The sequence below is a fragment of the Entomomonas asaccharolytica genome (genome assembly GCF_016653615.1).
Classification (GTDB): domain Bacteria; phylum Pseudomonadota; class Gammaproteobacteria; order Pseudomonadales; family Pseudomonadaceae; genus Entomomonas; species Entomomonas asaccharolytica.
On sequence record NZ_CP067393.1, the window covers coordinates 309,442 to 335,734 of the forward strand.

At 36.5% G+C, this 26,293-nt stretch carries 23 protein-coding genes; 12 read left to right on the forward strand and 11 right to left on the reverse strand.

Annotated features, from left to right (window positions below; all coding sequences use genetic code 11):
- Positions 1 to 2 precede the first annotated feature (2 nt).
- The 5 genes from serC (at position 3) to cysN (ending at position 5,937) form a co-directional block, all read left to right on the forward strand.
- Positions 3 to 1,088: a 3-phosphoserine/phosphohydroxythreonine transaminase gene (serC, locus tag JHT90_RS01435; protein WP_201093206.1), complete on the forward strand. Its 1,086-nt coding sequence runs from the start codon at positions 3 to 5 to the stop codon at positions 1,086 to 1,088.
- Between the two features lie 2 nt (positions 1,089 to 1,090).
- Complete coding sequence (pheA, locus tag JHT90_RS01440; RefSeq protein ID WP_201093209.1) at positions 1,091 to 2,188, forward strand: prephenate dehydratase; 1,098 nt, start codon at positions 1,091 to 1,093, stop codon at positions 2,186 to 2,188.
- A 61-nt stretch (positions 2,189 to 2,249) separates the two neighbouring features.
- Complete coding sequence (locus tag JHT90_RS01445; RefSeq protein ID WP_201093216.1) at positions 2,250 to 3,008, forward strand: Nif3-like dinuclear metal center hexameric protein; 759 nt, start codon at positions 2,250 to 2,252, stop codon at positions 3,006 to 3,008.
- 114 nt (positions 3,009 to 3,122) lie between these two features.
- A complete protein-coding gene (cysD, locus tag JHT90_RS01450) occupies positions 3,123 to 4,040 on the forward strand; it encodes a sulfate adenylyltransferase subunit CysD (protein WP_201093218.1) in 918 nt (305 codons plus the stop codon).
- 1 nt (position 4,041) lies between these two features.
- The gene (gene cysN, locus JHT90_RS01455; RefSeq protein ID WP_201093220.1) at positions 4,042 to 5,937 is read left to right on the forward strand and encodes a sulfate adenylyltransferase subunit CysN; all 1,896 of its coding nucleotides are present in this window, start codon (positions 4,042 to 4,044) and stop codon (positions 5,935 to 5,937) included.
- 159 nt (positions 5,938 to 6,096) lie between these two features.
- Here the strand turns inward: cysN and JHT90_RS01460 are convergent, their stop codons facing one another.
- The 11 genes from JHT90_RS01460 to tkt form a co-directional block, all read right to left on the reverse strand.
- Complete coding sequence (locus tag JHT90_RS01460; protein ID WP_201093222.1) at positions 6,097 to 6,543, reverse strand: hypothetical protein; 447 nt, start codon at positions 6,541 to 6,543, stop codon at positions 6,097 to 6,099.
- The gene (locus JHT90_RS01465) at positions 6,536 to 6,865 is read right to left on the reverse strand and encodes a hypothetical protein (protein WP_201093224.1); all 330 of its coding nucleotides are present in this window, start codon (positions 6,863 to 6,865) and stop codon (positions 6,536 to 6,538) included. Before JHT90_RS01465 ends, JHT90_RS01460 begins: the two co-directional genes overlap by 8 nt.
- A 102-nt stretch (positions 6,866 to 6,967) precedes the next feature.
- Entirely contained in the window at positions 6,968 to 7,654 is a 687-nt protein-coding gene (locus tag JHT90_RS01470; protein ID WP_201093226.1) for a response regulator transcription factor, read from the reverse strand.
- Between the two features lie 2 nt (positions 7,655 to 7,656).
- Positions 7,657 to 9,180: a sensor histidine kinase gene (locus tag JHT90_RS01475; RefSeq protein WP_201093228.1), complete on the reverse strand. Its 1,524-nt coding sequence runs from the start codon at positions 9,178 to 9,180 to the stop codon at positions 7,657 to 7,659.
- Positions 9,181 to 9,335: 155 nt separating this feature from the next.
- Positions 9,336 to 10,664 (reverse strand): vWA domain-containing protein, encoded by a 1,329-nt coding sequence (locus JHT90_RS01480; protein ID WP_201093230.1) that lies wholly within the window; start codon positions 10,662 to 10,664, stop codon positions 9,336 to 9,338.
- Between the two features lie 399 nt (positions 10,665 to 11,063).
- On the reverse strand, positions 11,064 to 12,416 hold the full coding sequence (locus JHT90_RS01485; RefSeq protein WP_201093232.1) for a DUF945 family protein: 1,353 nt from the start codon (positions 12,414 to 12,416) through the stop codon (positions 11,064 to 11,066).
- Between the two features lie 18 nt (positions 12,417 to 12,434).
- Positions 12,435 to 14,093 (reverse strand): DUF945 family protein, encoded by a 1,659-nt coding sequence (locus JHT90_RS01490; protein ID WP_201093234.1) that lies wholly within the window; start codon positions 14,091 to 14,093, stop codon positions 12,435 to 12,437.
- 130 nt (positions 14,094 to 14,223) lie between these two features.
- Entirely contained in the window at positions 14,224 to 15,288 is a 1,065-nt protein-coding gene (gene fba, locus JHT90_RS01495; RefSeq protein WP_201093236.1) for a class II fructose-bisphosphate aldolase, read from the reverse strand.
- Between the two features lie 51 nt (positions 15,289 to 15,339).
- A complete protein-coding gene (locus JHT90_RS01500) occupies positions 15,340 to 15,675 on the reverse strand; it encodes a hypothetical protein (protein ID WP_201093238.1) in 336 nt (111 codons plus the stop codon).
- A gap of 131 nt (positions 15,676 to 15,806) precedes the next feature.
- The gene (locus tag JHT90_RS01505; protein ID WP_201093240.1) at positions 15,807 to 16,976 is read right to left on the reverse strand and encodes a phosphoglycerate kinase; all 1,170 of its coding nucleotides are present in this window, start codon (positions 16,974 to 16,976) and stop codon (positions 15,807 to 15,809) included.
- Positions 16,977 to 17,006: 30 nt separating this feature from the next.
- Entirely contained in the window at positions 17,007 to 19,001 is a 1,995-nt protein-coding gene (gene tkt / locus JHT90_RS01510; RefSeq protein WP_201093242.1) for a transketolase, read from the reverse strand.
- 313 nt (positions 19,002 to 19,314) lie between these two features.
- Between tkt and JHT90_RS01515 the strand changes: the two genes are divergently transcribed.
- The 7 genes from JHT90_RS01515 to dut all read left to right on the forward strand — a co-directional run bounded on the left by JHT90_RS01515 (position 19,315) and on the right by dut (position 26,277).
- A complete protein-coding gene (locus JHT90_RS01515) occupies positions 19,315 to 20,433 on the forward strand; it encodes a glycosyltransferase family 4 protein (RefSeq protein ID WP_201093244.1) in 1,119 nt (372 codons plus the stop codon).
- The gene (rfaP, locus tag JHT90_RS01520) at positions 20,433 to 21,239 is read left to right on the forward strand and encodes a lipopolysaccharide core heptose(I) kinase RfaP (RefSeq protein ID WP_201093246.1); all 807 of its coding nucleotides are present in this window, start codon (positions 20,433 to 20,435) and stop codon (positions 21,237 to 21,239) included. The genes JHT90_RS01515 and rfaP overlap by 1 nt, the downstream gene beginning before the upstream one ends.
- The gene (locus JHT90_RS01525; RefSeq protein ID WP_201093251.1) at positions 21,239 to 21,973 is read left to right on the forward strand and encodes a lipopolysaccharide kinase InaA family protein; all 735 of its coding nucleotides are present in this window, start codon (positions 21,239 to 21,241) and stop codon (positions 21,971 to 21,973) included. The genes rfaP and JHT90_RS01525 overlap by 1 nt, the downstream gene beginning before the upstream one ends.
- A complete protein-coding gene (locus tag JHT90_RS01530; RefSeq protein WP_201093253.1) occupies positions 21,970 to 22,728 on the forward strand; it encodes a lipopolysaccharide kinase InaA family protein in 759 nt (252 codons plus the stop codon). Before JHT90_RS01525 ends, JHT90_RS01530 begins: the two co-directional genes overlap by 4 nt.
- The gene (locus tag JHT90_RS01535; RefSeq protein ID WP_201093255.1) at positions 22,725 to 24,146 is read left to right on the forward strand and encodes a lipopolysaccharide kinase InaA family protein; all 1,422 of its coding nucleotides are present in this window, start codon (positions 22,725 to 22,727) and stop codon (positions 24,144 to 24,146) included. Before JHT90_RS01530 ends, JHT90_RS01535 begins: the two co-directional genes overlap by 4 nt.
- A 461-nt stretch (positions 24,147 to 24,607) precedes the next feature.
- On the forward strand, positions 24,608 to 25,822 hold the full coding sequence (coaBC, locus tag JHT90_RS01540) for a bifunctional phosphopantothenoylcysteine decarboxylase/phosphopantothenate--cysteine ligase CoaBC (protein ID WP_201093256.1): 1,215 nt from the start codon (positions 24,608 to 24,610) through the stop codon (positions 25,820 to 25,822).
- A complete protein-coding gene (gene dut, locus JHT90_RS01545) occupies positions 25,822 to 26,277 on the forward strand; it encodes a dUTP diphosphatase (protein ID WP_201093258.1) in 456 nt (151 codons plus the stop codon). The genes coaBC and dut overlap by 1 nt, the downstream gene beginning before the upstream one ends.
- The last annotated feature ends 16 nt before the right edge of the window (positions 26,278 to 26,293 follow it).

The window sequence follows — 26,293 nt, forward strand, 5'->3', positions numbered from 1 at the left end:
CCATGACTAAGCGAGTTTATAATTTCTGCGCAGGCCCAGCAGCATTACCTTTAGAAGTTCTACAACAAGCCCAAACTGAATTATTAGATTGGCATGGTAAAGGCTTGTCGATTATGGAAATGAGCCATCGTGGTGCTGACTATACAGCAGTAGCTGCGGAAGCTGAGCAGGATTTACGTGACTTACTATTAATTCCTAATAATTATAAAGTGTTATTTTTGCAAGGTGGTGCAAGTCAACAGTTTGCACAAATCCCCTTGAATTTAATGCGCCACGATCAAAAAGCTGATTATATTGATACAGGTATTTGGGCAAAGAAAGCTATTGAAGAAGCTTCTCGCTTTGCTGCAGTTAATGTGGCAGCTACGGCTAAAGACTATAACTATTTTGCTATTCCTGGTCAAAATGAATGGCAATTATCTCAAGATGCTGCTTATGTCCATTACACAGCTAATGAAACAATTGGTGGTGTAGAGTTTGATTGGATACCAGAAGTAGGGGATATACCTTTAGTAACTGATATGTCATCTAATATCTTGTCACAACCTATTGATGTGTCTAAGTTTGGTTTAATTTATGCAGGTGCACAAAAAAATATTGGGCCAAGTGGTTTAGTGGTATTAATTATACGTGAAGATTTATTAGGTAATGCTCGTAGTGATTGTCCTACTATGCTCAATTATAAAGTAGCGGCTGATAATGATTCTATGTATAACACACCACCAACGTTCTCTTGGTATCTTGCAGGCTTAATCTTTAAATGGTTGAAAAAACAAGGTGGTTTAGAGGCCATGAAAAAGATTAATGAGCAAAAGAAAGAGTTGCTTTATGGGTATATTGATAGCACAGAGTTCTACAATAACCCAATTAATCCCTCTAACCGTTCTTGGATGAATATTCCATTTAGATTAATTGATGAACGTTTAGATAAAGTGTTTTTAGAAAAAGCAGATGCAAATGGACTATTAAATTTAAAAGGTCACCGTACTGTAGGTGGAATGCGTGCTTCTATTTATAACGCAGTTGGTTTAGATGCAGTACAAGCATTGGTAGACTTTATGAAAGCGTTTGAGAAGGAGCATGGTTAAACATGGCAGTAGAACAAGAATTACAAGCATTAAGGGTGCGGATTGATAGTTTAGACGAGAAGATACTTGATTTAATTTCTGAGCGTGCTCGTTGTGCTCAAGAGGTGGCGAAAGTTAAAACAGCTAACCTTGCAGAAGGCGAGTCCCCTGTTTTTTATCGTCCAGAGCGTGAAGCTTTTGTGCTTAAACATATTATGGAACGCAATAAAGGCCCTCTGAGTAATGAAGAGATGGCTCGTTTATTCCGTGAAATAATGTCCACCTGCTTAGCTTTAGAGCAACCATTGCGAGTGGCTTATTTAGGCCCAGAAGGTACTTTCACCCAAGCGGCAGCCATTAAACATTTTGGTAATGCTGTGGTAAGTAAACCAATGGCGGCTATTGATGAAGTATTTAGAGAAGTAGCAGCTGGTGCGGTGAATTTTGGTGTAGTACCTGTAGAGAACTCTACTGAAGGTGCAGTAAACCATACCTTAGATAGTTTTTTAGAACATGATTTAGTGATTTGTGGTGAGGTAGAGTTACGCATTCATCACCATTTATTAGTGGGTAAAAATACCAAGCAAGATCGCATTACTCGTATTTATTCACATGCGCAATCACTAGCACAGTGCCGTAAATGGTTAGACGCCCATTATCCAAATGTTGAACGGGTAGCTGTTTCCAGCAATGCAGAAGCGGCTAAGCGCGTACAAAGTGAATGGAATAGTGCAGCTATTGCTGGTGATATGGCGGCGAGTTTATATGATCTAACTATTTTGAATGAGAAAATAGAAGACCGTCCAGACAACTCAACCCGTTTCTTTATTATTGGTAACCAAGAAGTACCACCTACAGGTGATGATAAGACTTCTATTATCGTTTCAATCCATAATAAACCAGGTATTTTGCACGAGTTATTAGAGCCATTCCGTAAAAACAATATTGACCTTACTCGTATTGAAACTAGACCTGCACGTAGTAGCAAGTGGAGCTATGTGTTCTTTATTGATTTCTCAGGCCATCATCATGACCCATTGATTAAAGCTGTTTTAGAAGAAATGGGTAGAGGTAGCGTAGGCTTAAAAGTATTGGGCTCTTATCCTCAAGCAGTTTTATAAGACATTAGGCGCTTATATTGTATAATGTAAGCGCCTGATTGTTATTATAGAGGACTGTAAAATGGCTGTTACCCTTACTCAGCTAGTTCAATACCTTGATTATTATCTAAGTTGTGACCAAATCAAAGACTACTGTCCCAATGGCTTACAAGTAGAAGGTAAGCCAGAAATAAATAAAATAATTACGGGTGTAACAGCAAGCCAAGCTTTAATAGATGCAGCTATTGAACAGCAAGCAGATGCTATTATTGTCCATCATGGTTACTTTTGGCGTGGGGAAGAACCTACCATTGTGGGTATGAAGCGTAATCGCATAAAAGTATTATTGGATAATGATGTAAGTTTATTAGCTTATCATTTACCCCTCGATGTGCATCCCATGCTAGGTAATAATGCACAATTGGCTAAAATATTAGGTATTACAATAGATACTACTTTAAATCCTAATGATCCTACCATCATAGGCTTACAAGGCCACCTTGCTATGCCTCAATCTGTAACAGAATTTGCTAGCCGAGTAGAACAAGAACTGAATCGTAAACCAATGGTGGTTGATAGTGGTAAACCAGTGCAAAAAATAGCTTGGTGTACAGGTGGTGGACAAGGTTATATAGATCAAGCAGCCGCTATGGGGGTTGATCTGTTTTTAACAGGTGAAGCCTCGGAACAAACTTATCATAGCGCCATAGAAAATGGTATTAGTTTTATTGCAGCAGGCCATCACGCAACAGAGCGTTATGGTATTAAAGCTTTAGGTGAGCATATTGCTAAACTGCATGGTATAGAGCATGAGTTTATTAATATTGATAATCCGTTCTAACTAAAAGTTCTAAGTAAATAAGTTTTTATTCTCAAAGTAAAACTTTAATCTATGTTAGAGTGTTTACCATTTTCAATAAGTAAACAATCTATAAAGATAAGGTTGTGAGAAATCATGCTTGATAAACTAACTCACTTAAAGCAACTAGAAGCTGAGAGTATACATATTATTCGTGAAGTAGCCGCAGAGTTTGATAACCCTGTAATGCTCTATTCGATTGGTAAAGATTCTGCCGTAATGCTGCACTTAGCCCGTAAGGCATTCTTTCCTGGTAAATTGCCTTTCCCTGTACTGCACGTGGATACCCGTTGGAAGTTTCAGGAAATGTATCAGTTCCGTAGTCAAATGACGCAAGAAATGAATCTTGATTTATTGGTGCATATTAACCCTGATGGCGTTGCGCAAAATGTTAATCCTTTTACCCATGGTAGCGCAAAACATACCGATATTATGAAAACCCAAGGCTTAAAACAAGCCTTAGATAAATATGGTTTTGATGCTGCCTTTGGTGGTGCTCGTCGCGATGAAGAAAAATCACGTGCGAAGGAACGTGTATATTCTTTCCGTGATACTAAACATCGTTGGGATCCTAAAAATCAACGTCCAGAACTATGGAATATCTATAATGGTAAAATTAATAAAGGTGAATCAATTCGTGTATTCCCTCTATCAAATTGGACAGAATTAGATATATGGCAATATATCTATTTAGAAAAAATACCCATCGTACCTCTTTATTTTGCGGCTGAACGTGATGTTATTGAAATGAATGGTACGCTGATTATGATAGATGATGAGCGTATTCTTGAATACTTAACTGACCAACAAAAAGCAAGTATTACTAAGAAAATGGTACGTTTCCGTACCCTTGGTTGTTATCCATTGACGGGGGCTGTTGAATCAAAAGCCACCACATTACCTGAAATTATTCAGGAAATGTTATTAACCAAAACATCAGAACGACAAGGTCGAGTAATTGACCATGATGCTACTGGGTCGATGGAAGAGAAAAAACGGCAGGGGTATTTCTAACATGTCACATCAATCAGAATTAATTAGCCAAGATATTTTGGCTTACTTAGCACAACACGAACGTAAAGAACTATTACGCTTTTTAACCTGCGGTAATGTGGACGATGGTAAAAGTACCTTGATTGGTCGTTTACTGCATGATTCAAAAATGATCTATGAAGATCAGTTAGAAGCTATTACCAAAGATTCTAAAAAAGTAGGTACCACAGGTGATGATGTGGACTTGGCTTTATTAGTAGATGGGCTACAAGCAGAGCGTGAGCAAGGCATTACCATTGATGTAGCTTATCGTTATTTTAGTACAGCTAAGCGTAAATTTATTATTGCAGATACCCCTGGCCATGAACAGTATACCCGTAATATGGCGACAGGTGCTTCTACCTGTGATTTAGCTATTATCTTAATAGATGCTAGACACGGTGTCCAAACCCAAACTAGACGTCATAGTTTTATTGCCTCTTTACTAGGTATCAAGCATATTGTCGTTGCCATTAATAAAATGGATTTAATGGGATATGGGCAATCAGTATTTGAGAAAATAAAAGCCGATTACTTAGAATTTGCGAAGCAACTTAATGTAAATAGTGAAGCGATTTACTTTGTGCCTATGTCTGCTTTAAAAGGTGACAACGTAGTAAACCATAGTGAGCATACACCTTGGTATGATGGTAAATCACTTATGGAAATTTTGGAGACAGTGGAAATTGCAGCAGACCGTAATTTAACTGACTTACGTTTCCCTGTGCAATATGTTAATCGTCCTAACTTAAACTTCCGTGGTTTTGCAGGTACATTAGCTAGCGGTATTGTGCGTAAAGGTGATGAAGTTTTAGTATTGCCTTCTGGTAAGTCCAGTAAAGTAAAATCAATAGTAACCTTTGCAGGTGAATTAGAACAGGCAATTCCGGGTGAAGCTATTACCTTAACCTTAGAAGATGAAATTGATATTTCTCGTGGTGATTTGTTAGTGCATGCAGACTCGGTACCGCAGGTTACGGATAGCTTTGAAGCAATGTTAGTATGGATGGCTGAAGAGCCAATGAGGCCAGGTAAGAAGTACGATATTAAACGTGCTACCAGTTATATTCCTGGCACTATTGCCACTATAGAACATAGCGTAGATGTTAATACCTTAGAGCATAAAGCAGCGAGTGAATTAAAGCTTAATGAAATTGCTAAAGTAAAAGTAGCATTAGATGCCCCTATAGCTTTAGATGGCTATGAGCAAAATCGTACTACAGGTGCATTTATTATTGTTGATCGTTTAACTAATGGTACTGTAGGCGCAGGCATGATTATTGCTGCACCTACAGGCACGGGTATTAATCGACATGGTAATAATGCTCATGTGAGTGTGGCTGAACGTGTACAGCGTTTTGGTCAAAAACCTGTTACTATTTTATTTTCTGGCTTATCAGGTGCAGGTAAAAGTACGCTGGCTTATGGGGTAGAACGTCGTTTATTTGATCGTGGCCGTGCAGTTTACGTGCTAGACGGTCAAAATCTACGCCGTGATTTAAATAAAGGCTTACCACAAGACAGAGCAGGACGTACTGAAAACTGGTTACGTGCTGCTAATGTAGCACGCCAATTTAATGAAGCAGGGTTAATTGCTCTAGCTGCGTTTGTTGCCCCTGATAGCGAGGGGCGTGAGCAGGCAAAAGCAATTATTGGTAGTGATCGGTTAATTACAGTCTATGTAAAAGCTTCTTTAGAAGCCTGTAAAGAACGTGATCCACAAGGATTATATGCGGCAAGTGAAGATAATATTCCTGCTATTTCCTTCCCTTATGATGAGCCTTTAGATGCAGATATTATTATCGATACCCAAACCACTTCAATAGAACAGGGTGTAGAGCAGATAATAAAAGCACTATGGGAAAAAGATTTTATTTAGTTTTAGTTTAAAAATATAAAGTGGCTGTATTTGGTTAATGTTTCTGTTAACCTAATATAGCCATTATTTTTATAAAGATTATTATATTTACTTTTACATAGGGAAGTATAAAAATTACATAATCTTCACTTTTAAGAGAGGTTTGCTATAAAGAAAAGACTATTTAATTTTTTCACCAAGCGCATTATTAAGCACTAGCAATAATCTTTGTTTTTCAGATTCTTCTAATATATTTAAAGCAATGATTACTTTCTTTTCTTGAGCGTTCTGTTCACCATGTATTTTATAAAAAATAGTAATTTTTTTTAGCTCTTTGGTTACAGAAGTAATTTCACTGAATAGAATATTAACTCTACTTCTTGCAGGCGCAGGCTTTACTGCTATATAGTCTTCACCTATGATTACATAATGCATATTATAAGTCATGATAGTGATAATAATAAATAATATACCAATGCCAATAGGCGCTCCACCAGCACCTACCATGGAAACAGCGAAAAGACCTACTATAATTAATAGGATAGCAACCCCTATATTTAATCCAGTATATTTTCGAGCATAAAATATATTGGTATTTTGAGGGGTTTCTGGAGTTGTATTAGTCATTATTATTTTCCTGTAGGTTAGCAGCAGCTTGACGACGGGTTTCTAAGTCAATTTGGGTGGGTTCTTTTATTCTTATTGCACCAAAAATAGCTACCATTCCAAGTGGAACAAAAATAACACTTCCAATAATAACAAGTATAGAACCAACCTTACGCTTACCCATTGCTGCTAAGCCACCACCAATTAGAGATAGCAGCCAGCAAGCTAATACGACCAATATCAAACCTTCTGCACCAGAGGAAGGACTTAGTTCTGTAACATAGTAATAGATATAAAAAACACCAAGTAGATTTAAACCAATTCCAGTAAACATTAATCCCATTGTGGGAACTCCTTTCGTTACTTGAGGATGATGGAAACAATTATATAAATTAACACTTAAAATAAAATTAAATTTTTAATTATTAAACGAAAAAATAACTATTTAATTTTTTTGATATCGATATCCCATACCATGCACGGTTTTTATAAGCTGTGGATTATTGGCATCTAACTCAATGGTTTTTCGTAAATGGGAAATATGTTGATCTAATGTTCGGCTATTGGGGATATGTTCATAGCCCCATGCTGCATTAAATAGCATATCTCTGGTGACTACTTGATTGCGGTAAGTATAAAGACATTCTAGAATTTTTATTTCTCTTAGTGATAGCTCTAGTCGTTGTTCACCTCGCGTTGCACAAAGTTCATTTGGGTAAACAATTAAGTCGCCAAAGGGAAAATGATTATCTGTTTTTTCTGTTGTATTACGTAAACAACGGCGAGCAATGGTTTTTATTCTCGCTCTTATTTCATGGATACCAAAAGGTTTACTAATATAATCATCTGCACCTAATTCTAAACCGACTACACGATCAATTTCTTCATCTTTAGCGGATAAAAATATTATAGGGATATGGTCGTTATGTTTACGAATTTCTCGACATACAGAATAGCCATCTAATTCTGGCATCATAATATCAAGAATAATAAAGTCAGGTTTTTGTTGTTGATATTTTTCTAAAGCTACTTTTCCATTTTCTGCGGTAATTAGTGTATAGCCTTCTCGTGCTAATGCTTTTTCTAAACCTAGGCGAATATTAAGATCATCTTCAGCAATAAGAATTTTCATTATTAATTACCTGTTCCTTGTGAGTCTGTTAGTTGCCAAAGTCGTAAGGTAAAGCATACCCCAGGATTAGTATTTGTAATAAGAATTTCAGCTTGTAGGCTAGTAGCTAATTGTTTGGCAATGGTAAGCCCAATGCCTGTACCAGAAACACCTTCTGTAATAGTAGATTTAATACGATAGAAGGGAGTAAAAATAAGTTTATGTTCTTTATTGGCTATACCGTTACCATAATCGCGTACTTGAATATCAATATAATTAGTATGTGGCATTAAACTAAGATCAACTTGCTTTCCCTGAGCTGCATATTTTTCAGAATTGCTAAGAAAATTACAGATAATTTGGGTAACACGGTCAATATCAGAAGTAACCTTGATATTATCAGGAATAGTTAAAACTAAGTTTATTCCTTTACTCTTAAAGGAGGGTGAGAAAGTATGGGCGATTTGAATAAGTGTTTCACTTAGATTAAAAGTGGTTAAATGTATTTTGGGCGTTTTAGTAAAGCTAAGAATATTTTGTATTAAGCGTGATAAACGCTGACTCTCATTAATAATCACTTCAGTATAAGCTTGTTGATCTGTATTCTCTGCTTCTTGTTCTTCTTTTAATAATTCTGCATAAAGGGTGATATTGGTAAGGGGCGTTTTTAACTCATGAGAAACTTGGCTAACAAAGTTTACTTGTTGCATTGCTTGGCGTGTGGTACGCATATACTCTCTGTAGAGGTTATACAAAATCAAACCAATAGCGATAAGTAGTAATAGGATAATTACTATACCCCATAGATAGATGGCTAAGGTGTGAGTGGGTTCTCCATAATAACTAATTTGCCAATTAGTAAGAGGGTAGGCTAAGTTTTTATTGGCCAGTAGATGTAAATTATTTATATCGGTAGTGCTTTGATAAAGTAGTCGATCATTTTCAGTAATTTTTAAACTACCATTGTCATAGCTAAGGTTTGCGTTATTAATTACATCAGCTAAAAAGTTGACATAGGAAATGCAGAAACCAATCGTTAGACTATCTTTATTAGACCAGTATATAAGTAAGGGTGTTTGATTACTGTAGTTAATATACCAACCCGAATGAGGTCTAATATTTTCATTAGTAATACTTGGTGCATAAAGCGAGTTAGGGTCGTTAATAAGGGGAGTGATAGTAGCGATTAGTTGTTGTTGCTTTTGAGATAAATCTGTTTGTTGGTTAGGGTAGGTAAGTTGGTTATTTTGTAAAATAAACAAGTTATCAACGTCTGTATCATTATCAGTAAATTGTTTTAATGAGTAATCATCAAGTTGTAGAAAATTAGCAATTGCATCAAGACGAGTTGCTTTTTGATTAAGCAGATTTTTAATAAATTTATCTGCTTCATTAATACGGCTTTGGGCAATTTCTTCAATTTGGTAATGTTTTAAAAGTGCTTGATGTTCGATAGTGCGAAAACCAAGATAACCTACTAATCCAAAAATTATTAAACCAATAATTAGGAAAAAAGCATAACTTTTAGGTGCTTTGCTGGTAGTCATCTTTAACCCTTACCGTTGACATATAGCTATTACTCTACCATTTTATACTTTGTTGAGTGGCTTAGACGTACTATTTGTATCGTCGTCAGCCACTTGCCTTGTCTAAAATCTATGCAAACAGCTATAGTTTGTCTATCGACGGTATTATAACTGAATTATTGCTGTTGTTTTTGAGTCTTGTAGTTAGACTCTTTTAATGCTTTCCTTGATGATGCTTTACTTTCTGTACTAACTTTATCAAATAGTTGTTTATTAGCTGCTGCACTTTGCTCGGCTTTCATTCTTGCAGCTGGCGCAGTAACAGGTAACGCTTCCATTTGTGCCGCATTGGTTTGTAGTACTGCTTTAGCTTCTTCCACTTTGCCTTGATCCATTAATTGAATAGCACGTTCATTTTCTATAGCGGCTTTTTGGATTGCTGAGTCAACAACAATTTCATCAACTTGAGCTTGTTTTACTACATCAGCAGATTTGCTATAACGAACAGCTATTTTTTCATCATAGTTTTCAAGTTTTTTACTGCTAAGGTTGTTATAAGAAACCTGTACTTTTGCTAAGTCTTTTTGTTGTTCTGCTGAACCTTTCGCAGGAATAACTTCAAGTAGTACATATTTTTCTTGGTTAGAATACAGTTGGTTTAGTTTTACAGTGATAGTATTACCTGTGATTTCTCCATCTCTACCTAATAGACGAACGGGTTTAACCCCATCCGCTGTTTTAATAATAACTTCTACATCTTGTGCTACTACAGACATAACATCTTTAAATTCTTTGGTGAAGATTTTTTCTAAATCAGCTGAATGGGCTACAAAAGCATGGTTGCCATCGCTATAACCCGCAATCGCTGTCATTAAATCTTCATTATAACCTTCGCCTATACCTATGGTGCTAATGGTAATACCTTTTTTGGCGGCTGTTCTGGCTAATTCAGAAAGTTCTTTGATAGAGGTAGGGCCAACATTGGCTTGGCCATCAGATAATAAAATAATACGGTTAATTTGTTCTTTATCAAGGTGTTTATTAACTTGATTAATGCCTTTGCTAACACCAGCGAATAGCGCAGTCATACCGCGAGGATTGATATTTTGCTTAATTTTAGCAATTAACTTTTCTTTGTCTGTTACTTTGGTGGCGGGAATAATCACTTCCGCAGAACTGTCGTAGGTAATAACCGATAATGTATCTTCGCTACTCAGCATATTAACTGTCATAATAGCAGCATCTCTAGCCTTTTCTATACGATCACCACTCATTGAGGTAGAGCGATCAATAACTAATGCTAAGTTAATTGGGCTGCGTTTTTTTACATCTAGTGGAAAACCAGTTAAAGAGATTTTTAGATAGTTTTTATCTTGTGCATTTTCTAATATCACAGGCGAAGCTAATTCCGATTTAATAATAATTTTAGGTGCAGCCGTAGCACTAACTATTGTCATAAGTGACAATACAGGGATAGCAAGTAGTGAAAATAGTGTTCGTTTCATGATGGTACTCCTTGTGTGTAATGATAGTACCATTATCCCGTTTATGTTTTAATGAGTTGTTTGTTATCTGTATAAGATTGTAAAAGAATTGTAAAAATAAACGGATATGTATTTAGAGTATTGATGAGTGTATTAATTGAAGAAATCAGCGTCCCTGCTATTATTTGTGGGGTTACAAATAATTTTCATCAGCACATCCGTGTAATACAATGTTTTCCTTAGGTGTAATGAATGTATATGAATAGGAAACATTCTAATTACAAGAAATATCATAGAATAATTAAATTAATTTAAGCTTAATTTATAGGTATAAGTTGTTAATTAAAAAACGAGGAAAGGGAACAAGAAGAGATGGATAAAACTAGAGGCTACAAGTTATGTAGCCTCTGTAATATGAAACTAGAATAGGCCGCTAGGTAATATATAATATATATTTTGTTGTAGCTCTGGATCAGGTTGACCATTGCTATAGAATTGACCTTGTTTGAATTCGAACTTACCGGAGAACTTACCATTATTTAAAATAAAACGGTTGTTCTCAGTAATACCCATAATAAATTCATCTTTATTTATACGTAGTTGGCCTTCATTTACTACTTCATCTAATAAACTTTCAGAGAAGCTTGGAGTAACGGTTATTTCTAAGCGATTCATAGCATTCATGGCTAGGCTCATCATGTCCGTTGCCGTATCAGCGGTTGCTAATTTAGCTTCTGCATTTATATTTGCATCACCTTGTTTACTAGTAATTAATGCATGGGCTGTAATGCTAGGTGTGCCTTGTAATGCAGCAATAACAAAAGGTTCTCCTATACGCATTACTTCGCTGTCTGATGGTGTTCTACCTTGTTGTTGAATTTCATCTACTTTCTTGAGGAAATCAACAAAAGGTTTTTTAGGAATACCATTAAAACCAATGCCAAACTCTACTAAATCACTATCTGCTGTAGTAATACGAAGGTCTTGAGGTACTACAATATTAGTGAATTTTAAAGTAGAGTTATAACCTAGATTAGCTTTGTCATCAGTGGAAACTGCATTAAGTGCAATTTTTGAGCTATATATGCCTTCTGGTGATTGTACCAAGAACTTGTCAATATTAAGTGAGGCGTTTCCTGCCCAGTTAATAGCTGCCAATTTATCTTTATCATTACTATAAGCACTATCACCTTTTATTGTAAGGCCAAGTATTTCTACAGATTTTCTAGTTTGGGTAAGTGAGAATTTCGGTACGTTAACATCGGTGATTATGCGATCTCCATTGATATTAAAGTTACCAGTCATTCCTCCCCAGTTTATAGTAGTTGAAGGGTCGGTAGGGTCTGGCTTATTATTAATTTCAGCAGAGTAAAGTTCAATAGATTTCACTCCAGAAAAACCAACATTAGTAGTGACTAATATAGGTTGTTTACCTGCAAATAAACTATCAACAACTTGTTTCTGTTGGTCATTAAATACAATGTTCGTTTGTATTTTTCCTATGCCAAAATAGCTAAAAGGACCATGAGTAATTTTATGTTCTAAAGGAATTTTTTCGCGATCCACAGTTAGCACTGTTTTTGCTGTAGAGGAAAACCACCCTTTTGAATACTCAGTTTTTTCTAATGTTAGGCTTGGATCCATTTGTTTTAAAGCTACTTGAAACTCTTTTATTTGGTTATCAAATTTGCTTTCAATAGCGCTACCACAAAAATATGGGCTGGCAGCACCAACTAAAACAACGATCCCTCCAATAATAATACCCTTATTCAAAATATATGCTCCTATATATTAAAACTGTCTAAATTCTTGTGAATATTTTTGTAAAAAAGTGGGGTCAAGTACTCCGTTGACATGGAAGTCGCTATCTTTAAATTCAACTTCTACGGAGTATTGGCCATTATTATCAATAATAGGAAAACGCTGTTTAGCTTCGCGTTTTAAATCAACTAACTGTTCTTCATCAAGTCCAACTAGTAATGCAATAGCATCAATAAGTGACTCAGCAATATTTATAGAAAGCTTAGCATTTATGCGAGGTAAGGCTCCTATGACTAGCTGTTGAATATTAGTAGTGCTAGCGTCAGGTTTAACAAGGGAAGCTTTAAAACTAATATTCGCATCCCCTTTATTACCCTGTAATTTAAAGTCAGCAGTAACTTCTGGTGTGTTTTGTAAAGTAGCCACTGCAAGATCTTGTCCTGATGATATAAGTTTACTTTGATATTGCATCATAATTGCATAAGTATCATCAGTGCTGTATTTATCAAATCCTTTATTAAAGTTTGATATAAAACTGTGTTTGATAAAATCAATATAGTTCGCTAAAAGGATAGACAGTTGCTCTTTTGGCAAGCCATTAATTTGATAGCTTAATTCACTATTATTAATAAAGTTGTCATAGTTAGCAGCTTGAATATTAATATTAGAGGCTCTATAAAGTTCACGATAGCCTATTTTTTTATCATTATCCATTGATTGCTGTTCTTGATGGTAATCAAGCGCAACTTGGATTGCTTCTTCTGGGTTGTTAAATTTAATATTCTTTGCTGATGCAACTATCTTGGAACTCCAATCTGCTTCTTTTAGGTTGCTTCTTAAGATCCAGAAGGGGTCAACAGCGTCACTATTTATATTAATGCTGTTAGTAGAAAACGAGTAAACATCAGCTTTACCCATAATATTTTCAATTGCAAAGTTACTGGTGTAATTATTATTGTTAGTTTTTATCTGAGTAGTAATATTATTTATTTGAATATTTACAGGTTGGCTTTCATTTAAAAGATCAAAGGTTATTTTGCCAATGCTTGCGTCACTATCCATTTTGAAGTTTTTAGATAATACTAAGTTTAACTCATTATCAAGAAAGCGATCACCTTTACCTTGACTCTTAATATTTTCAATTGAGAGAGTACCATTACCCTCTTTGAAAACAAATTTAGGCAGTGAAAAAGTAGAGCTTACAGTGTTTTTGGTAATATCAGAAGAAAACTCTAGGCCCTGCCAAACAATTTTTACTTTGGGATTATTTGGTAATTCTTTTTCACCAAAAGCAGGAGATTGAATATTTAAATGAGTAGTACCTGAGAAACCTAATTTAGTGGTAATGGAATAAGGTTTTTTACCATCAAATAAGGTCGCTAGTTCCTTTTCTGCTTTTTCTGATATTTTAAATGCACTATCAATTTGCGCTACACCAAAAGTACAGTATGGGCCATGTGTAATATGATGGTTCATTACCACATCACCCACTGTTGTTTTAGCGGATGAGCTAAACCAACCCGAATGGTATTCTAGTTTAATAAGATCTTTTTGGTGAAAAACTTTTTCTAGTTTACTGTTTACAAGCGCTACTTTATTCTCAAATTGTTTTTCTATTATCTTCCCTGTAATAAAGGGCGCAATAATTATTGCAGCAACGATAACTAGTATAACAACTATCTTTTTCATGTCATATCGTCCTTTGGATGGTAAAAAACTAAATCCAGCCTAGGGGCTGGATTTAGACATACCTTATACTATAGCACAGAGCGTTTTTCTTGTTTAAGGTTTTATATACGATATCTGTGCATATTAAGCTTTAATTAATCTTGGGCTTTAAATCACCTTTTGCATAACGATTAGCCATTACTTCTAGAGTCACAGGTTTAATTTTTGAGCCATTTCCAGCTGAACCAAATGCTTCATAGCGAGCTATACAGATATCGCGCATAGCTTCTATGGTTTTAGCAAAATATTTACGTGGATCAAACTCACTAGGATGTTGTGCTAAGAAACGACGAATAGCCCCAGTTGAGGCTAAACGCAGGTCTGTATCAATGTTGACTTTGCGTACCCCATATTTAATACCTTCAACAATTTCTTCTACAGGTACGCCATAAGTTTCAGGGATTTCTCCACCAAACTCATTAATCACTTTTAACCATTCTTGAGGTACAGAGCTAGAGCCATGCATAACTAAGTGGGTATCAGGAATGCGCGCATGAATTTCTTTAATGCGCGCAATAGATAAGGTATCACCAGTAGGTGGTTTAGTGAATTTATAGGCTCCATGACTGGTACCAATCGCAATAGCTAAAGCATCTACTTCTGTAGCTTTTACAAATTGAGCTGCTTCTTCTGGGTCAGTGAGTAATTGGCTATGGTCTAAAACACCTTCTGCACCAATACCATCTTCCTCGCCTGCCATTCCTGTTTCTAAACTACCTAAACAGCCAAGTTCACCTTCTACTGAAACACCACAGGCATGTGCCATATAGACAGTTTGTTGGGTTACACGAACATTGTAATCATAATCTGTTGGGGTTTTGCCATCTTCGCCTAATGAACCATCCATCATGACGGATGAAAAACCTAATTGGATAGAACGTTGGCAAACAGCAGGACTAGTTCCATGATCTTGGTGCATCACAACAGGGATATGTGGAAATTCTTCTACAGCGGCTAAAATAAGGTGTCTTAAAAAAGGAGCACCTGCATATTTTCTAGCACCTGCTGAGGCTTGAACAATAACAGGAGAGTCTGTTTTATCCGCTGCTTCCATAATGGCGCGCATTTGTTCAAGGTTATTTACATTAAAAGCAGGAATGCCATAGCCATATTCTGCTGCGTGGTCTAGCATTTGTCTCATACTAATTAATGCCATCTTTAAAGTATCTCCTACATTTGAAATCTATTATTTAGTAACTGGTCTTATTTATCTACAATTTTGACCAATTATCTCATCATTACCAGCCCAAAATATTTCACCAGTTTGATTTTTAACTCTAAAGGCAAGTTCGCCATTGGAGTAAAGTGTACCAATATCTGTAGTGTATATTTTATTTAGAATATATAGTTTTTGACCATTATCTAAACGTAATTGGATTTTGTTAGCGGTTAAGTCTTCTGCTTTCCATTCTACAATAGTCCCTGTATCACAGGTCCATTGATAATTAGGTACAGTGGTAGGTGTTGTTTCTGTTTCATCATGGCTACAGCTAAGCAAAAATATGACACTTATTACTAAGCTGATTAACTGTAAAATTTTCATCTATTGTTCTCAACGATTAGTATGATTCATTAATAGAGATCATTTGTTAAGTCGAAGTAACTTTATGATTAAAGCTACTTTTTTACCATTAAATAGCAAAACAGTATTATTACCTATTCACTTTTCGTATATCATGCGTTTTTTGCCCGTTGCTCTAAGATAGCTACGGCTGGCAATACTTTCCCCTCCACGAACTCTAAGAAAGCCCCGCCACCTGTTGAAATATAAGATATTTGTTCTGTTACACCGAATTTATCGATTGCGGCTAAGGTATCACCACCCCCTGCAATGGAGAAAGCGTTACTTGTTGCAATTGCCTTGGCAAGTGTTTCAGTACCTTTGGCAAATTGATCAAATTCAAATACACCAACTGGGCCATTCCATAAGATCGTTTTACATGTACTTAATAGCTGTGCAAAATGAGCCGCTGTTTTTGGGCCAATATCCAAAATCATATCATCATCAGTTACATCATTAATGTCTTTAACAGTTGCTTCTGCATCAGCAGCAAAAGCTTTCGCCACAACAACATCAGTAGGTAATGGCACATTCACTTGTTGCGCTATTTGCTTAGCCGTATCCACTAATTCAGGCTCGTAAAGTGATTTACCAACAGGATAACCAGCAGCAGCTAAGAAAGTATTAGCAATACCTCCACCTACAATTAATTGATCACAAATCTTAGCTAAAGAATTAAGTACATCTAATTTAGTGGAAACTTTAGAACCTGCCACAATAGCAGCCATTGGTTTAGCAGGATTGGATAATGCTTTAGCAAGCGCTTCTAGTTCAGCGCTTAATAAAGGACCTGCTGCGGCTATTTTGGCAAATTTTGCTACCCCATGAGTAGAGGCTTGTGCGCGGTGAGCTGTACCAAAGGCATCCATTACAAAGACGTCGCACAGATTAGCATATTGTTGTGCTAACTGATCGTTGTCTTTCTTTTCACCTTTGTTAAAGCGTACATTTTCCAATAAAACAACTTTACCTGCTTCAATTTTAATAGGCGTTTCTAAATAGTCTTTAATTAATGGTACAGGCTGCTTTAAAGCGATACTTAGGTAATTTGCCACAGGAGCAAGACTATTTTCTTCAGAAAATATACCTTCTTCTGGTCGCCCTAAGTGAGAACATGCAATAACAGCCGCACCTTGCTTTAATGCTTGTTTAATGGTGGGTAATGAAGCTACTAATCTCGCGTCACTAGTAATGATACCGTTTTTAACAGGAACATTAAGATCTTCACGAATAAGTACTCGTTTACCCGTTAAATCAAGATCTTCCATTTTTAAAACATGCATAGTGTTAAACCTTTTTTATTAAGTACAGTATTAAAGTAATTGATTGGCAATAGCTACTACGTTTTCAACGGTAAAACCGAATTCTTTAAATAACATAGGAGCTGGCGCTGACTCACCAAAGGTTGTCATACCGATAACACGACCATTAAGACCTACATATTTATACCAGAAATCTACGTGAGCAGCTTCTATCGCTACTCTTGCTGCAACATCACTAGGTAATACAGCTTCTTTATAGGCCATTTCTTGACGATCAAACACAGAGGTACATGGCATTGCAACAACACGTACTTTTTTACCCTGTACTGTTAATTCTTCGTAAGCTTGTGTAGCTAGTTCTACTTCAGAACCTGTAGCAATTAAAATAAGCTCTGGTTTACCTTGGCAGTCTTTTAGGATATAACCACCTTTCTCAATATTGGCAATTTGCTCATTAGTACGTATTTGATGTTGTAGATTCTGACGTGAGAATACTAGGGAAGTAGGGCCATCTTCACGAGCAATCGCTAATTTCCAAGCAACCGCAGATTCAACAGCATCACAGGGGCGCCAAGTATCTAAGTTAGGTGTTAAGCGTAAACTGGCTAGTTGCTCGATAGGTTGATGAGTAGGGCCATCTTCGCCTAAGCCAATAGAGTCATGGGTGAACACGTAGATGACGCGTTGTTTCATCAATGCTGACATACGTACAGCATTACGTGCATACTCCATGAAAATGAGGAATGTTGCGCCATAAGGGATAAAACCACCATGTAAAGCAATACCATTCATCATGGCGCTCATACCAAATTCACGAACACCATAAAACACATAGTTGCCACTGGCATCATCTGGGCCAATGCCTTTACAACCTTTCCATAATGTTAGGTTGGAACCTGCTAAGTCAGCAGAACCACCTAGTAGTTCAGGTAATAAAGGACCATAGGCATCTAAAGCGTTTTGGCTCGCTTTACGGCTAGCAATGGTTTCTGCTTTATTAGCAATTTCAGCAATATATTGATCTGCTTTTTCTAAGAAATCTTCGGGCAATTCACGCCATACTCGGCGTTCAAATTCTGCCGTTAATTCTGGGAATTGCTTTTTGTATTCAAAGAATAAGGTATTCCAAGCTTTTTCTGCATCAGTGCCTGCGTGTTTGTGATCCCAAGCGGCATAAATATCATGAGGGATATCAAAAGGTGCGTGTGGCCAATTTAATGCATCACGGGTAATTGATATTTCATCAGCACCTAGTGGAGCGCCATGACTGCTTTCTTTACCTTGTTTATTAGGCGAACCAAAACCAATAATAGTTTTACAACATATAAGTGTAGGTTTAGTTGTTTCTGCCTTGGCTGTTTCAATGGCTATTTTGATTTCTTCAGCATCATGTCCATTTACATTGCGAATTACTTGCCAGCCATAAGACTCAAAGCGAAGAGCGGAGTCATCAGTAAACCAACCTTCAACTTCTCCATCAATAGAAATACCATTGTCGTCATAGAAAGCGATTAATTTACCTAGCTCTAAGGTGCCTGCTAATGAGCTGGCTTCATGTGAAATACCTTCCATAAGACAGCCATCACCTAAAAATACATAAGTATGGTGATCAACTAATGGGAATTCGGGTTTATTAAATTGGGCTGCCAGTACTTTTTCAGCAATTGCCATGCCTACAGCATTAGCTAATCCTTGACCTAAGGGGCCTGTAGTAGTTTCCACACCAACTGTATAGCCAAACTCTGGATGGCCTGGTGTGCGAGATTTAAATTGTCTGAAATTTTTTAGATCATTAATAGATAGGTTATAACCTGATAAATGAAGTAAAGAATAAAGCAACATTGAGCCATGACCATTGGAAAGCACAAAACGGTCACGGTTAAACCAATCAGGATTTAAAGGATTATGCTTTAAAAAACCACGCCATAAAACTTCTGCAATATCGGCCATTCCTAGGGGGGCACCTGGGTGACCACTATTGGCTTTTTGAACAGCATCCATACTTAAGGCTCGGATAGCATTAGCGCACTCACGATGGCTTGGCATCTTTAAAGATCTCCTACAAACTAATCATTAATATCAAGATAGGTGGTTATTGTCGCCTAGTCTTATTAATAAAAAAAGCCTAAAAGACAAATAACTTTATATAATAAAGTCGCCTATTATACCTAGAATATAACTAGACTGGTTAGCATCTTTGTTTTTGATAGTAATTTGTTTTTAAATCAATATCTTATTATGTTTTTGGGGAGAGATTGGTTATTGTTTGTTGTAAAACAATGTTATGATTTATTCAGACAAATAGACGTATCTGAATTAAACTACTTGGTATAAAGTAGTATGTTTTTTGGAGTAAGTAATGCAATTAGCCTTTATCCTGTATAAGTACTTTCCTTTCGGGGGGTTGCAGCGTGATTTTATGCGCATTGCACAGGAATGTAAGAGGCGCGGCCACAGTATTCGTGTTTATACAATGATCTGGCAAGGGGATATTCCTGAAGGCTTTGAAGTATTAATTGCACCTGTTAAAGCTTTTTTTAATCATAATCGTAATGAAAAGTTTAGAGCTTGGGTGCAGTCAGATTTAGCTAAGCGTCCTGTTGATAAAGTGATTGGCTTTAATAAAATGCCAGATTTGGATGTTTATTATGCCGCCGATCCTTGCTTTGAAGATAAAGCACAAAATTTACGTCATGGATTTTATAAAAAAACGGGTCGTTATCGTCATTTTTATGAGTATGAGAAAGCAGTATTTGATGTTCACTCTAAAACGCATATATTAATGATTTCAGCATTACAACAACCTTTGTTTGTAAAACACTATAAAACTCCTGCTGAGCGTTTTCATTTACTTCCACCTGGTATCGCCACAGATCGTAAAGCCCCTGCAAATGCAGCAGATATTCGTGCTGAGTTTAGACAAGAATTTAATATTAAAGATGATGAGTTATTGATAGTGCAAATAGGTTCAGGCTTTAAAACTAAAGGGCTTGATCGTTCTTTAAAAGCTTTAGCAAGCCTGCCTGCTGAGTTAAGAAAACGGACTAAATTTATTGTAATTGGGCAGGATGAACCGCGTAATTTCTTATTAATGATTAAGAAATTAGGCTTGTCAGAACAAGTTACTATTCTAAAAGGTCGTAGTGATATCCCACGTTTTCTATTAGGAGCTGATGTGCTTATTCATCCCGCCTATAATGAAAATACAGGGACTATTTTATTAGAAGCAATGGTGGCAGGATTGCCTGTATTAGTCACAGATGTTTGTGGATATGCTTATTATATTAAGGAAGCAGAGTGTGGCATTGTTATTGAAAGCCCCTTTGAGCAAGCTAATTTAAACCAAGCATTACAAACCATGCTAGCTGATGAGTCAGTACGCGCTAAATGGCAACAAAACGGCCTAGCATATGCCAAAGATGCTGATATTTATAGTATGCCAGAGCGTGCTGCAGATATTATTTTGGAAGCCAGTTAATGAAGTTAGAGCTATCAGAACCTTTTAAAAGTTTGTGGTTAAACAAGGATCCATTTACTGAAGTAGAAAACTTGCAAGGAGAGGTTTATCGTGAACTAAGTGGACGTAAAACATTACGTACCGAGGTTCAGGGTAAGGGTTACTTCGTCAAAATTCATCGTGGTATTGGTTGGCCTGAAATTTTTAAAAATCTTATTACAGCAAAACTACCAGTTTTAGGTGCTGGACAAGAGTTAATGGCTATTAAGAAACTACAGTCAGTAGGGGTTGATACCATGACGGCAGTGGCTTTTGGTGAAAAGGGTGCCAATCCAGCAAAACAATACTCTTTTATTATTACAGAAGAGCTAGCACCTACGATTAGTCTAGAAGATTTTAGCATAAATTGGATCAATGAGCCTCCTCAGCTAAAGCTAAAATGGGCGTTGATTAATCGGGTTGCAGAAATGGTAGGGAAAATGCATCGTGCGGGTGTAAATCACCGTGATTGTTATATCTGCCATTTTTTATTGCACACAGATATGCCCGTGACAGCAGAACAATTTAAATTATCAGTGATTGATTTACATCGTGCGCAGATACATAGTCAATTACCAACGCGCTGGCGTAATAAGGATTTGGCTGCACTTTATTTTTCAGTGTTAGAGATTGGTTTAACGCGACGTGATTTATTACGTTTTTTAAAAGTATATTTTCAAAAGCCTTTAGCTGATATTTTTAGGGATGAAAAAGAGCTTCTACAGTGGCTTGAAGAAAAAGCGGCAAAGCTTTATAAGCGTAAGCAAAAGTATGGTGAGGCGATTTAATGGCTGAGTGGAAGTTAAATCCTGATTATCAGCATTTACACAATAGCTTTGGTAATCTGGAAGCTGTATTTGCTCTAGAGGGGGAGCGTATTACTAAGGATCGTGTTTCTGAAGTAGTGCGTGTGGAAATAGAGGGAACTCGCTATTATGTAAAGCGTTATTGGGATGCAGGTAAAGGTATTCGTAAGTACCTTGGTAAGCCACGTATTAAACGAGAATGGCAGAATATGCAACGTTTTAAAAAGTGGGGTATTCCTACTGCTGAAGTGGTTGCTTCAGGTTTGGAACGTCGCAAAGGCTTATTTGTGCGCGGTGCTATGGTCACTAAAGAAATTCCTAACACTACAGATTTATCGCAAATGGTGGAGCAAAAGGATTCTCGCCTACATGATTATCAATGGGTAAATAATGTTAGCCTACAATTGGCTAAAGCTACCCGTAAAATGCATGATCATAATTTTGCACATAATGATTTGAAATGGCGTAATTTATTAGTGGATGATCAACAAAATTTATTTTTTATTGATTGTCCTACAGGGGCTTTTTGGTATGGTTATATATTTAGTTTCCGTCGTGTCAAAGATCTAGCTTGTTTAGATAAAGTAGCCAAATACCAGCTTACCCGTACTCAACGTCTGCGTTTTTATCTGCAATATCGTGAGCGTGAACGTTTAAATGATAAAGATAAACAGCGTATTAAACGTATTGTACGACTTTATGAGGGAAGAGAATGAGTGTTTTCATTGCCTCTACTGATGAACAGTTATTAGCTGAAAATGGTCTAAATAGCTTTGAAGCATTATGGGATATTCAATTAGAAAATGTCGATGAGCCCAATAGTGAGCGTGGTGGTTGGAGTACAGTTAGTTATCTGAAATTAGGTGATAGAGGGTATTTTTTAAAACGCCAGTCTAATCATCTAACACGCTCACTGTATGTACCTTTTGGTGAACCTACATTTGCGCGCGAGTTTCGTAATATTGAATACTATCAACGATTAGGTATTCCTGCTGTAACAGCTGCTTTTTTTGGCACTAGAACATTACCTAATGAAAAACAAGCGATATTACTTACCCACGCGTTAGACGGTTGGCAAGATTTAGAAAGTTATTTGCCAGATTGGTTTACGATGGCAGCAGAAACGCAACAAATGATTATTAAAGCTTGTGGCTTGTTATTAAAAAAGTTACATGATAAGAAAGTGTTACATGGTTGTTTCTATCCTAAACATATCTTTCTAAAACCTAGTATTGATGGTTTTGATAGTTGCCTTATTGATTTAGAAAAAACCAGACGATTACATTTTGGTAAACGTGACCGCTTAAAAGATATTGATACCTTAGCACGACGCACCAAAAATCAATGGCGAGAAGACGATTATCGTTTGTTTCTTAGCGCTTATCTTGATAAGTCAAAAGACTCCTTAAAAGTAACTGAATGGTTAAATCGACTTATTAAGCGTAATCAACGCAAGGAGAGTCGTACTTGAAACTGATTGAGCTTACTAATGCAGGCCGTACCCCTGAGTTACCAATATCTATAGTGTTAGATGATGTTAATAGTTTACTAATAGAAAGTTTACTACGTACTTTGCCTAATCAGCGTTATGTAGCAAGAGCTCAATGGCAGAATAAAGTAGTATTAGCCAAGTTATTTGTAGGTAGCAAGGCAAACAAGCATTATCAAAGGGAATTAAAAGGCGTTAATTTATTAGCACAGCAACAAATCAATACGCCTCAATTATTGGCTCACCAAATCACTGAACAAGGTGGCTATTTATTATTTGAGTACCTAGAGAATAGCCAAACCCTTGACCAACAATGGCAATTATTTATTAATCAGCCATTGCTTAATGAACAGCAAAAAACGGTTTTACAGCAGGCATTAGCAGCTATCGCACAACTTCATTTAAAAGGTTTGTGGCAGCAAGATCTACATTTAGATAACCTGTTAGAGCAAAGTGGTATTTTATATTGGATTGATGGTGATGGTATATCTGTAGAACAAGCTGGACAACCATTATCTATTAATAAAGTAATAGATAATTTAGCCATTTTCTTTGCTCAGTTACCTCCGCAACTAGATGACTTTTTACAAGAGTTTATTGAGTTTTACCAAACACAAAATACATCAATTAATTTATCAGTGGCAGATTTACAGCAAGCTATTATTAAAGTAAGAAAGTGGCGAGTTGAAAATATACTAAAAAAAATTAGACGAGACTGCACATTATTTAGTGTAAAAAATACCGCAAATGGTTTTTATGGTGTGGTTCGTACTGAAGAAGAAATATTAGCGCCACTCTTAGCAGAGCCAGATTATTATATTGACCAAGGGCGTTTTATTAAGGGATTTGGTACTACTAATGTGGCTGATACTACTATTAATGGGAAGCATGTTTTAATTAAACGTTATAACATTAAGAACCTTAAACATAAGTTAAGCCGTTGCTGGCGGCCAACACGTGGTTGGCATTCATGGCAAGAGAGTTTTAGGTTAATGATATTGGGTATTCCTACCGCTAAGCCACTTGCCTTATTAGAAGAACGTCGTTGTTGGATGCGTGGTAGAGCTTGGTTTATAACAGAGTATTTAGCAGGGCCAGATTTATTAACCCATTTACAGCCTTATGAATATAGTAGACCGCCAGAGGCGGAGTTAGTGGCTTTAGATAACTTATTTATTAGCCTTATTAAACATCGTATTAGCCATGGTGATTTAAAAGGAACTAATTTGTTTTGGGTAAATAATCAATGGACGTTAATTGATCTTGATGCGGTTAAACAACATAAGTGTATTCATTCTTTTAAACGCGGTTATGCAAAAGATCGTGCTCGCTTTTTACGTAATTGGCCTAAAGATTCGAGTTTATATAAGCTCTTTGATGAGCGTCTTCCTAAATTATAGCAATAAATCAATTAGCCTAACCGTGTTGGTAAAATTAATCCTTGATAAACAAGTATTGAATTAGAAATATTGGTTATAGAGTTAAACAATGCAATAAGTATAAATAAGACAGACAACCGTAAAATATTAATTTTGTATTTGCTGGTATTATCAGCTTTTTAGATAATGTCATAGCAAGCAACCTTAAAAAGGGGCTAGCAACATAACACTTAACAAAGTGAAGGTTTGGCAATTACCACACACTAAAGAATTTGTGTGACTGTTATATTTAATATCACTTTAACAAAGATCTATTTCTGCATTATTGCAACCTTTTATCGAAAAGCTTAAGAAATAGATTAAATACATAGCTGTGACACAAATACACACTAGTTATTGAATTACAGTATAATAAATAGAAAATAATGGTTGTTAATGTGACATTAGCAAAACTGTGAAAACTTATAGATTGAGAGTGAATAATGCAGCGATTACACAGTAAACGTATTGTTTTGGGTGTGGGTGGTGGTATTGCTGCTTATAAAAGTGCAGAATTAGTTCGTAAGCTTAAGGAATATGGGGCAGAGGTTCGCGTCGTTATGACTAAAGCGGGACAAGAGTTTATTACGCCTTTAACGTTGCAAGCATTATCTGGAAATCCTGTTCATACAGATTTGTTAGATCCTCATGCCGAAGCGGCAATGGGACATATTGAATTAGCACGTTGGGCTGATCTAGTGCTTATTGCGCCAGCAACTGCTGATTTATTAGCAAGAATTGCTGAAGGTAGAGCAGATGATTTATTAACCACTTTAATTTTAGCAACAGATGCCAAAATTGCTTTAGCGCCCGCTATGAACCAAGCTATGTGGCGAGACGTGGCGACCCAAAGTAATGTGGAAAAGCTAACAGCAAGAAATATTTTATTGTTTGGCCCTGATGTCGGTTCACAAGCCTGCGGTGATGTAGGGCCTGGTAGAATGTTAGAGCCTAGTCATTTAGCTGAGTTAGTGGCTAATTGTTTTGAAACTAAACTGTTAACAGGTAAAAAAGTAGTAATTACAGCAGGTCCTACTCAAGAAAATATAGACCCTGTGCGTTATATCACCAATCATAGTTCTGGAAAAATGGGCTTTGCTTTAGCAGAAGCTGCTGCAGAACAAGGAGCAGAGGTGATATTAGTGAGTGGTCCAGTTAATCTGGCAACACCTGATAGGGTTGAACGAGTTGATGTTATAAGTGCCAGAGATATGCTTGCTGCATGTGAATCGGTTTTACCCTGTGATATTTTTATTGCTGTAGCAGCAGTGGCAGATTTTAGACCACAAGTTATTGCGGAGCAGAAATTAAAAAAACAAGACTCTAATCAGCATGGTGTGCTATTAGAGTTAATACGCAATCCTGATATTCTAGCCTCTATTGCTAATAGAGATGATAGGCCTTTCTGTGTGGGTTTTGCTGCTGAAACAGAAAATTTATTAGCGTATGCATCAAAAAAATTAAAAGATAAAAATTTAAATTTAATTGTAGCTAATGATGTGGCTAATCCTACGATTGGCTTTAATAGTGATAATAATGTAATTACGGTGATTGATCGGGAGTTGAAAGCTACTCGTTTTGATTTAACCAGTAAGTCAAAGATTGCGAGACAGCTTTTAGCGCTGATTGCTGATTGTTTTTTAAAAGAGAAAAACTAATGTATAAATTACAAACTAAAATTTTAGATAAACGATTAGGTACAGATTTTCCTGTTCCTGCCTATGCAACTGTCGGCTCTGCTGGCTTAGACTTACGCGCTATGCTGCAAGAAGATTGTGTGCTTGAAGCAGGTCAAACGATTTTGATTCCAACGGGGTTGGCTATCCATATAGGTACATCAGAATTAGCAGCGATGATTTTACCTCGTTCAGGTTTAGGGCATAAACATGGCATTGTATTAGGCAATCTGGTAGGGCTGATTGATTCAGATTATCAAGGTGAATTGATGGTTTCCTGTTGGAATCGTGGCAATACAGCCTTTACTATTACTGTAGGAGAGCGTATTGCTCAATTGGTATTGGTGCCTGTTGTACAAGCAGCTTTTGAGTTTGTTGATGAGTTTACTGAATCAGAACGTGGTGTAGGTGGTTTTGGGCATTCAGGTCGCCATTAATTAAATAGTTTATTAA

Coding starts and splice junctions, on each gene's coding strand:
- serC (WP_201093206.1), top strand. CDS start 3: ATGACTAAGCGAGTTTATAATTTCTGCGCAGGCCCAGCAGCATTACCT.
- pheA (WP_201093209.1), top strand. CDS start 1,091: ATGGCAGTAGAACAAGAATTACAAGCATTAAGGGTGCGGATTGATAGT.
- JHT90_RS01445 (WP_201093216.1), top strand. CDS start 2,250: ATGGCTGTTACCCTTACTCAGCTAGTTCAATACCTTGATTATTATCTA.
- cysD (WP_201093218.1), top strand. CDS start 3,123: ATGCTTGATAAACTAACTCACTTAAAGCAACTAGAAGCTGAGAGTATA.
- cysN (WP_201093220.1), top strand. CDS start 4,042: ATGTCACATCAATCAGAATTAATTAGCCAAGATATTTTGGCTTACTTA.
- JHT90_RS01460 (WP_201093222.1), bottom strand. CDS start 6,543: ATGACTAATACAACTCCAGAAACCCCTCAAAATACCAATATATTTTAT.
- JHT90_RS01465 (WP_201093224.1), bottom strand. CDS start 6,865: ATGGGATTAATGTTTACTGGAATTGGTTTAAATCTACTTGGTGTTTTT.
- JHT90_RS01470 (WP_201093226.1), bottom strand. CDS start 7,654: ATGAAAATTCTTATTGCTGAAGATGATCTTAATATTCGCCTAGGTTTA.
- JHT90_RS01475 (WP_201093228.1), bottom strand. CDS start 9,180: ATGACTACCAGCAAAGCACCTAAAAGTTATGCTTTTTTCCTAATTATT.
- JHT90_RS01480 (WP_201093230.1), bottom strand. CDS start 10,664: ATGAAACGAACACTATTTTCACTACTTGCTATCCCTGTATTGTCACTT.
- JHT90_RS01490 (WP_201093234.1), bottom strand. CDS start 14,093: ATGAAAAAGATAGTTGTTATACTAGTTATCGTTGCTGCAATAATTATT.
- fba (WP_201093236.1), bottom strand. CDS start 15,288: ATGGCATTAATTAGTATGAGACAAATGCTAGACCACGCAGCAGAATAT.
- JHT90_RS01500 (WP_201093238.1), bottom strand. CDS start 15,675: ATGAAAATTTTACAGTTAATCAGCTTAGTAATAAGTGTCATATTTTTG.
- JHT90_RS01505 (WP_201093240.1), bottom strand. CDS start 16,976: ATGCATGTTTTAAAAATGGAAGATCTTGATTTAACGGGTAAACGAGTA.
- tkt (WP_201093242.1), bottom strand. CDS start 19,001: ATGCCAAGCCATCGTGAGTGCGCTAATGCTATCCGAGCCTTAAGTATG.
- JHT90_RS01515 (WP_201093244.1), top strand. CDS start 19,315: ATGCAATTAGCCTTTATCCTGTATAAGTACTTTCCTTTCGGGGGGTTG.
- rfaP (WP_201093246.1), top strand. CDS start 20,433: ATGAAGTTAGAGCTATCAGAACCTTTTAAAAGTTTGTGGTTAAACAAG.
- JHT90_RS01525 (WP_201093251.1), top strand. CDS start 21,239: ATGGCTGAGTGGAAGTTAAATCCTGATTATCAGCATTTACACAATAGC.
- JHT90_RS01530 (WP_201093253.1), top strand. CDS start 21,970: ATGAGTGTTTTCATTGCCTCTACTGATGAACAGTTATTAGCTGAAAAT.
- coaBC (WP_201093256.1), top strand. CDS start 24,608: ATGCAGCGATTACACAGTAAACGTATTGTTTTGGGTGTGGGTGGTGGT.
- dut (WP_201093258.1), top strand. CDS start 25,822: ATGTATAAATTACAAACTAAAATTTTAGATAAACGATTAGGTACAGAT.